Origin of the sequence: Mesorhizobium sp. M0062 (assembly GCF_040323125.1) — a bacterium.
Taxonomy (GTDB): Bacteria; Pseudomonadota; Alphaproteobacteria; order Rhizobiales; family Rhizobiaceae; genus Mesorhizobium.
Window position 1 is genome coordinate 107,615 of sequence record NZ_JAMYUO010000022.1, and the last position, 7,482, is coordinate 115,096.

Annotated in this window: 4 protein-coding genes and 1 tRNA gene; 3 read left to right on the plus strand and 2 right to left on the minus strand. The window is 64.5% G+C overall.

The features are described 5' to 3' along the window. Positions 1 to 2 precede the first annotated feature (2 nt). Together betA and betB are read left to right on the plus strand one after the other, a co-directional pair. Positions 3 to 1,655: a choline dehydrogenase gene (betA, locus tag NKJ64_RS23080; RefSeq protein ID WP_352463414.1), complete on the plus strand. Its 1,653-nt coding sequence runs from the start codon at positions 3 to 5 to the stop codon at positions 1,653 to 1,655. A gap of 34 nt (positions 1,656 to 1,689) precedes the next feature. Beyond that, positions 1,690 to 3,153 (plus strand): betaine-aldehyde dehydrogenase, encoded by a 1,464-nt coding sequence (gene betB / locus NKJ64_RS23085; RefSeq protein ID WP_023754821.1) that lies wholly within the window; start codon positions 1,690 to 1,692, stop codon positions 3,151 to 3,153. A 188-nt stretch (positions 3,154 to 3,341) separates the two neighbouring features. Here the strand turns inward: betB and NKJ64_RS23090 are convergent, their stop codons facing one another. Both NKJ64_RS23090 and NKJ64_RS23095 read right to left on the minus strand, forming a co-directional pair. Next, positions 3,342 to 5,579 (minus strand): mannose-1-phosphate guanylyltransferase/mannose-6-phosphate isomerase, encoded by a 2,238-nt coding sequence (locus tag NKJ64_RS23090; RefSeq protein ID WP_023725225.1) that lies wholly within the window; start codon positions 5,577 to 5,579, stop codon positions 3,342 to 3,344. Between the two features lie 11 nt (positions 5,580 to 5,590). Continuing rightward, the gene (locus tag NKJ64_RS23095; RefSeq protein ID WP_023754823.1) at positions 5,591 to 7,111 is read right to left on the minus strand and encodes a phosphomannomutase/phosphoglucomutase; all 1,521 of its coding nucleotides are present in this window, start codon (positions 7,109 to 7,111) and stop codon (positions 5,591 to 5,593) included. 200 nt (positions 7,112 to 7,311) lie between these two features. Between NKJ64_RS23095 and NKJ64_RS23100 the strand changes: the two genes are divergently transcribed. Further along, positions 7,312 to 7,388, plus strand: a tRNA-Pro gene (locus NKJ64_RS23100). Positions 7,389 to 7,482: the final 94 nt, after the last annotated feature.

A 7,482-nucleotide genomic window follows, 5' to 3' on the forward strand; every position in this document is an offset into this window, starting at 1 on the left:
CCATGCTTGAAGCAGACTTCGTCATCATCGGCTCCGGCTCGGCCGGCTCGGCCATGGCCTACCGACTGTCGGAAGACGGCAAGCATTCGGTGATCGTCATCGAGTTCGGCGGCACCGACATCGGGCCGCTGATCCAGATGCCGTCGGCGCTGTCGATCCCGCTCAACATGAGCCTTTACGACTGGGGCTTTGCCAGCGAACCGGAGCCGCATCTCGGCGGCCGCGTGCTGGCGACGCCACGCGGCAAGGTGATCGGCGGCTCGTCCTCGATCAACGGCATGGTCTATGTCAGGGGCCACGCACGCGACTTCGACCACTGGGCCGAACAGGGGGCGGCCGGCTGGGGCTTCGCCGACGTGCTGCCCTATTTCAAGCGCATGGAGGACAGTGACGGCGGCGAGGACGGCTGGCGCGGCCACGGCGGCCCGCTGCACGTCCAGCGTGGCCCGCGCAAGAATCCGCTCTACGGCGCCTTTGTCGAGGCCGGCCGCCAAGCCGGGTTCGAACTGACCGACGACTACAATGGCTCGAAGCAGGAAGGCTTCGGACCGATGGAGCAAACCATTCGCGGCGGCCGCCGCTGGTCGGCGGCGTCAGCCTATCTGAAGCCGGCGCTCAAGCGGCAAAATGTCAGCGTGATCAGAGGCTTCGCCCGCCGGGTGATCATCGAGAATCAGCGTGCCGTCGGAGTCGAGATCGAAGCTCACAAACAGATTCAGGTCGTTAAGGCACGACGTGAGGTGATCGTCGCCGCATCGTCGATCAATTCGCCCAAGATCCTGATGCTATCCGGTATCGGCCCGGCCGCGCATCTCACGGAGAACGGCATCCAAGTCGTGGCCGACCGGCCCGGTGTCGGCCGCAATCTGCAGGATCATATGGAGCTCTACATCCAGCAGGAATCGACCCAGCCGATCACGCTGAATTCGGTTCTCAACCCATTCTCCAAGACGCTGATCGGGGCGCAGTGGCTGTTCTTCAAGACCGGCCTCGGCGCCACCAACCATTTCGAGGCCGCGGCCTTCGTACGCTCGCAGGCCGGTGTCGACTACCCCGATATCCAGTACCACTTCATCCCGGCGGCGGTGCGCTATGACGGCAAGGCGGCGGCGAAGGCGCATGGCTTCCAGGCGCATGTCGGGCCGATGCGGTCGAAGTCGCGCGGTTCGGTGACGCTGCGCTCGCCCGACCCGAAAGCGACGCCGGTCATCCGCTTCAACTACATGTCGCATCCAGACGACTGGACCGAGTTCCGCCACTGCATCCGGCTGACCCGCGAGATCTTCGGCCAGAAGGCTTTTGACGGCTTTCGCGGCAAGGAAATCTCGCCGGGTTCGCACGTCCAGTCGGACGAGGATCTCGACGCCTTCATCCGCGATCATGCCGAGAGTGCCTACCACCCGTGCGGCACGTGCAAGATGGGCCGCGCCGACGACATCATGAGCGTGGTCGATCCGGAGTGCCGGGTCATCGGCGTCGACGGCCTGCGCGTCGCCGACTCCTCGATCTTCCCGCGGGTGACCAACGGCAACCTCAACGCGCCGTCGATCATGACCGGCGAGAAGGCCTCCGACCACATTCTCGGCCGCACGCCGCTGGCGCCATCCAACCATGAACCCTGGATCAATCCGCGCTGGCAGGTGGCGGATCGATAGGGCATTGTCCGGCCAAGACCATTGGAGAATTCATATGCGCGCCCAGCCAACGGCATCGCACTATGTCAACGGCCGCTACATCGAGGACGAAGGCGGCGCGCCGCTGCCGGTGATCTATCCGGCGACCGGCGAGATCATCGCCACCTTGCATTCGGCGACGCCGAACGTGCTGGAACTCGCCATCGAAGCTGCGCGGGCCGCACAACCGGCCTGGGCGCGGATGAAGCCGGTCGAGCGTGGCCGCATCCTGCGCCGCGCCGCCGACATTTTGCGCGCGCGCAACGCAGATCTGGCGCGGATCGAGACGCTCGACACCGGCAAGGCGATCCAGGAAACGCTGGTGGCGGATGCGCCGTCGGCTGCCGACTGCCTCGAATATTTCGGCGGCGCGGTTGCCGTCTTCAACGGCGAGGCGATCGATCTTGGTGGACCTTTTGCCTATACGCGCCGCGAGGCGCTCGGTGTGTGCGTCGGCATCGGCGCCTGGAACTATCCGATCCAGATCGCCGGCTGGAAATCCGCCCCGGCGCTCGCCATGGGCAACGCCATGGTATTCAAGCCTTCGGAGAACACGCCGCTGTCGGCGCTGGCGCTGGCCGAGATCTACTCAGAGGCGGGCCTGCCCGACGGGCTGTTCAACGTGGTGCAAGGCTATGGCGATGTCGGCGCCGGCCTCGTCGGCCACGATGTCGTTGCCAAGGTTTCGGTGACCGGCTCGGTGCCGACCGGCCGCAAGGTGCTGTCGCTCGCCGGTTCGAAGATGAAGCACGCCACGATGGAGCTCGGCGGCAAGTCGCCGCTGATCGTCTTCGACGATGCCGATCTCGAAAACGCCATCGGCGGCGCCATGCTCGGCAATTTCTATTCGACCGGGCAGATCTGCTCCAACGGCACGCGTGTTTTCGTACAAAGCGGCATCCATGACCGCTTCGTCGACCGGCTGGTCGAGCGGACGAAAAAGATCCGCATCGGCGATCCGCTCGATCCTGAGACGCAGATGGGGCCGCTGGTCAACAAGGCGCAGCAGGAGAAGGTCGTTTCCTACATCGCGGCCGGCAGGCAGGATGGAGCAACGCTCGCCTGCGGTGGCAACGTGCCGTCGCTGCAAGGGTTCGATGGCGGCTTCTTTGTCGAGCCGACGGTGTTCACCGGTGTCACCGATACGATGCGCATTGCGCGCGAGGAGATTTTCGGGCCGGTGATGAGCGTGCTGAAGTTCGACGGCGAGGACGAGGTGATCGACCGCGCCAACGACACCGAATTCGGCCTCGCCGCCGGCGTCTTCACCCGCGACCTGCAGCGCGCTCATAGGGTGATCGCCGAACTGCAGGCCGGCACCTGCTGGATAAACGCCTACAATCTGACGCCGGTGGAAATTCCGTTTGGCGGGGTGAAGCAATCCGGCATCGGGCGCGAGAACTCGCTGGCGGCTTTAGCGCTCTATTCGCAGCTGAAGGCGGTGTATGTCGAGACCGGGGACGTGGCGAGCCCGTATTGAGGGTTGAAAGCGAAGTGACAGCTGATCTCCCCCCTTGCGGGGGAGATGGCCGGCAGGCCAGAGGGGGGTGTGACGGATCGCCAACCTTTGGTCTGATCTTCGAGTAGCTGAGACGTCGGCGGGACAGCACCCCCTCTGCCTTGCCAGGCATCTCCCCCGCAAGGGGGGAGATTGGCAGCTCCAACGCTTCACCCCTTCTGCGCTGTCCCATCAAGATACTGCGTCAGCGCGCAGACCAGATGATAGAAGATGCTGGCCGGCACGTCCGATGCCAAGGAGCGGCCGCGTTCGTCGATGCGGTCAATCCACAGGCCGAGCGGGGCCGGATCGATGTGCCAGCGGAACAGGCGGCCGACGCGCGCCTCGATCTCCGGCTTGAGGTCGGGGCCACCAGGCCCGTCAAGCGCGATCGCCGCCTTGATCGCTTCGGCCTGTGGCCAGCTGCGCGATACAAGGTCGAGCGGCAGGCCTTGTCTTGAGACGGCGCCATAGGCAAGGCCGGTGGCGCGGTTGAGGCCGTTGGCGATGGCCGAGGCGTAGAGCTTGCGGGCAAAATTGCTCAACTCGCCCTGACCGCTGCGGGCGACGAAATCGGTGAGCAGCGAGGCCCATTCGAAATGATGGCCGGGCTCGGTCCATGTGCCCTTCTCGCCGGCGGCCGGCTTCCACCCGGCGTCGAAATATTCGCCCAGCGTCCAGCTCTCGGCATCGAAGAAATGACTGCGGAAAAGGTCGATGATGCGCGCGGCGCGGCGCAGATAGGTGCGGTCGCCGGTCGCCTCATACCAGGCGAGGAAGGCCTCGAGCAGATGCATATGCGGGTTGGAGCGCCGCTCGCCCTCGCCGTCGGATGTCTCCAGAAAGCCGGTCATGCGGCTGTCCTCGAGATGCGCGTCGAGAAACACGAAGGTCTCCTGGCCCAGCCGCAGCGCATCCGGATCGCCGCACATATGCGCGTGCGCCAGCGCCAGCAGCACGCAGGAATGGTCGTAGGCATCCTCGGTTGGGTCGGCGACGGAGCCGTCGACATTGAGCGTGCGCACCCAGCCGCCCCGGTCCGTGCGGCCCTTGCCGGCCATGAAGGCGATGCCATGGGCGATCAGGCGATCGGCAGGACCGTCCCAGCCGCGGGCCTTGGCAACGGCGAAGGCGTAGACTTGCCTCGCCGTCGTGCGCATGCGCTTGGGCTTCAACAGCGCCTCGCCGTCGAAGCCGAGCGCCTCGTGGAAGCCGCCATGACGCTCATCGACGCCTGAAGTCGACCACAGCGGCAAGGTCTCCTCGAACAGCCAGTGATGCACGCGCCGACGCCAGGCGCCGCTCTCGATGACGCGGTCGTGTGCCGGCGTAAACCTGGTTTCCAGCCGTCCCGATTTCTCCAGCTGCTCGACGATCTTCTTGACGTGCTGGCTGTGGCTGACCGGCGCGACGAAGGTGGCGTCCGCCGTCGAGACGATCGCGACGTCCTTCATGCCGATAGCCGACAAAAGCCGGCCGTCGCTTCTGATGTAGGAGTTCTCGCAATCGATGGCGACAACATCGCCGACGACGACATTGCCATTGGCATCAGCAGGGCCGACATCGAGCAGCGACTGCCAGGAGCCGAGGTCGTTCCAGCGAAAGCCGGCCGGCACCATGACGATGTCCTTGGCCCGCTCCATGATGGCGTAGTCGATCGAGTTCGACGGGATGGCGGCGTAGAGGTCGAGCGGCATATAGAGGCCGGACAGATCCGAAGTCGCTGCCTTGTAGGCCGCTTCGGTGGCCTGCCAGATGTCGGGCTGGAAGGCCGCAAATGCGTCGCGCATGGCGCCGGCGCGAAATAGGAAAATGCCGGTGTTCCAGTAGAAGGTGCCCGCACTGAGATAGCTCTGCGCAGTGGCGAGGTCGGGCTTTTCGACGAAGCGCGACACGTCGAAGACGCCGCCGCTTTCGGCTGCGACTTCGATATACCCATAGCCGGTCTCGGGCTGCGTCGGCTTGATGCCGAACACCACCAGACGGCCGGCAAGCGCTGCCTGGCTGCCCGCCTCGACGCTCTGCCAGAACTGCTTGGGCGTGGCGATTTCGTGGTCTGACGGCACCACCAGCACCAGGCTGTCGCCGAACTCCGACAATGTGCGCAGCGCGGCCAGCGCCACGGCGGCAGCCGTGTTGCGCCCGGTCGGCTCGAACAGCGGGCCACCGCCGGCGAGGTCGAGGCCGGCAAGGTCGGCATGGACACGCTCGGCATGGCGCTCGGCGGCGATCAGGAAGATCGGCGTCTCACCTTCCGGCCGCGCCGTCAGCCGGCGCAAGGTCTTGGCCAGCATCGAGCCGTCGCCGGAGAGATCGTGGAACTGTTTCGGGTTGTCCTCGCGCGACAGCGGCCACAGCCGCGAGCCGACACCGCCGCTCATGACAAAACTGACGATGCGCTCGCTCATGAAAGGTCCAATCAGAACGTCTGGTTGTAAGCGCCGACTTCGGGGCTGCGGCGCAGCACGGCGTCGACGGCCTCGAACATCTGCCGGCGGCGGTCGGACGATACCGGGCTTTCGACAACCACGACAAGCTCCGGCTTGTTCGACGACGCCCGTACCAGGCCCCAGGTGCCATCCTCGGCCACGACGCGCACGCCGTTGACGGTGATCAGCTCGGCGATCTTCTGGCCGGCAAAAGTCTTGCCGGCGCGCTGCATCGCCTGGAAGTCCGCCACCACCCGATCGACCACGCCGTACTTCACTTCGTCGCCGCAATGCGGCGACATGGTCGGCGTGCCGAAGGTCAGCGGCAGCGCGCGATAGAGATCGGCCATCGAACTTGTGGGGTTGCGGTCGAGCATCTCACAAATGGCGGTCGCGGTGATGAGACCGTCATCATAGCCGCGGCCGATCGGCGGGTTGAAGAAGAAATGGCCCGACTTCTCGAAGCCGGCAACGGCGCCCAGTTCGGCGACCCGGCGCTTGATGTAGGAATGGCCGGTCTTCCAGTAATCTGTCTTCGCGCCGTTGGCGCGCAAGACGCTGTCGGTGTTGAACAGGCCGGTCGACTTGACATCGACGACGAAGGTCGAGCCGGGGTATTGGGTTGATATGTCCCGCGCGAGCATGACGCCGACCTTGTCGGCAAAAATCTCGTTGCCCTCATTGTCGACCACGCCGCAACGGTCGCCGTCGCCGTCGAAGCCCAGCCCGACATCAGCACCTGTTTCCAGCACTTTGTCCCTGATGGCATGCAGCATCTGCATGTCTTCCGGGTTCGGGTTATAGCGCGGAAAACTGTGGTCGAGCTCGACATCGAGCGGGATCACCTCGCAACCGATGCGCTCCAGCGCCTGTGGCGCGAAGGCGCCGGCGGTGCCGTTGCCGCAAGCGGCCACGACTTTCAGCTTTCGCGCGATGCGCTTGTCGCTCACCAGATCGTCGAGATAGGTCTCGCGAAAACCGGAGACGAATTCGTAGCAGCCACCGCCGGCAAGATCGAAATCGCCCGACAGCACGATCTGTTTCAGGGCGCTCATCTCCTCCGGTCCGAAGGTGAGCGGCCTCGCCGCACCCATCTTGACTCCGGTCCAGCCATTCTCGTTGTGCGATGCCGTGACCATGGCGACGGATGCCGCGTCGAGCGCGAACTGGGCGAAATAGGCCATGGGCGACAGCGCCAGGCCAATGTCTTTCACCTTTGCGCCCGCAGCCATCAGGCCGGAAACCAGCGCCAGCTTGATGGCAAGCGAATAGGAACGGAAATCATGCCCGGTGACGATGTCGGGACCCGCGCCAAGACGGCGGATCAAAGTGCCCAGGCCCATGCCCAACGCTTGGACGCCGATCAGGTTCAGGTCCGGCGGTTGCGTCGAACCGGCATGGCCAAACCACCAGCGCGCGTCGTATTCGCGAAAGCCGGACGCCTTGATCAGCGCTTCGGTTTCGAATTCGAAGCTGTTGGGCCGGGCGTCGCCTACGATTTTCAGGGGCAAGGCAGCAAAGCTCCAGATGGCGAAAACACGATCTATCGAGGCTGCGACTTAGCACACAAGGCTTTAAGCCGGGTTTATCCCGGGAGGGAAAGCCAAGCTTTGCGGCGATGCCCAACGAAAGCCAACGAAATGCGACAGAAGCGCTGCCATTGCCGCTTGCAGGAACGGTATGCGGCAGCTATAAGCCCGCGGTCTGGTCACGGAGTGTAGCGCAGCCTGGTAGCGCACCTCGTTCGGGACGAGGGGGTCGCAGGTTCAAATCCTGCCACTCCGACCAGAAAAAACAGGTCCATTCCGGACACATAGGTTACGGTTTATATCGGAGACATGGGTAACACTTTTGGCCCGAAGGGGTTTTGGAGTGGTTCGAG

Excerpts from the sequence above, each read along its gene's own strand:
- betA (WP_352463414.1), top strand. The coding sequence starts at position 3 with ATGCTTGAAGCAGACTTCGTCATCATCGGCTCCGGCTCGGCCGGCTCG.
- betB (WP_023754821.1), top strand. The coding sequence starts at position 1,690 with ATGCGCGCCCAGCCAACGGCATCGCACTATGTCAACGGCCGCTACATC.
- NKJ64_RS23090 (WP_023725225.1), bottom strand. The coding sequence starts at position 5,579 with ATGAGCGAGCGCATCGTCAGTTTTGTCATGAGCGGCGGTGTCGGCTCG.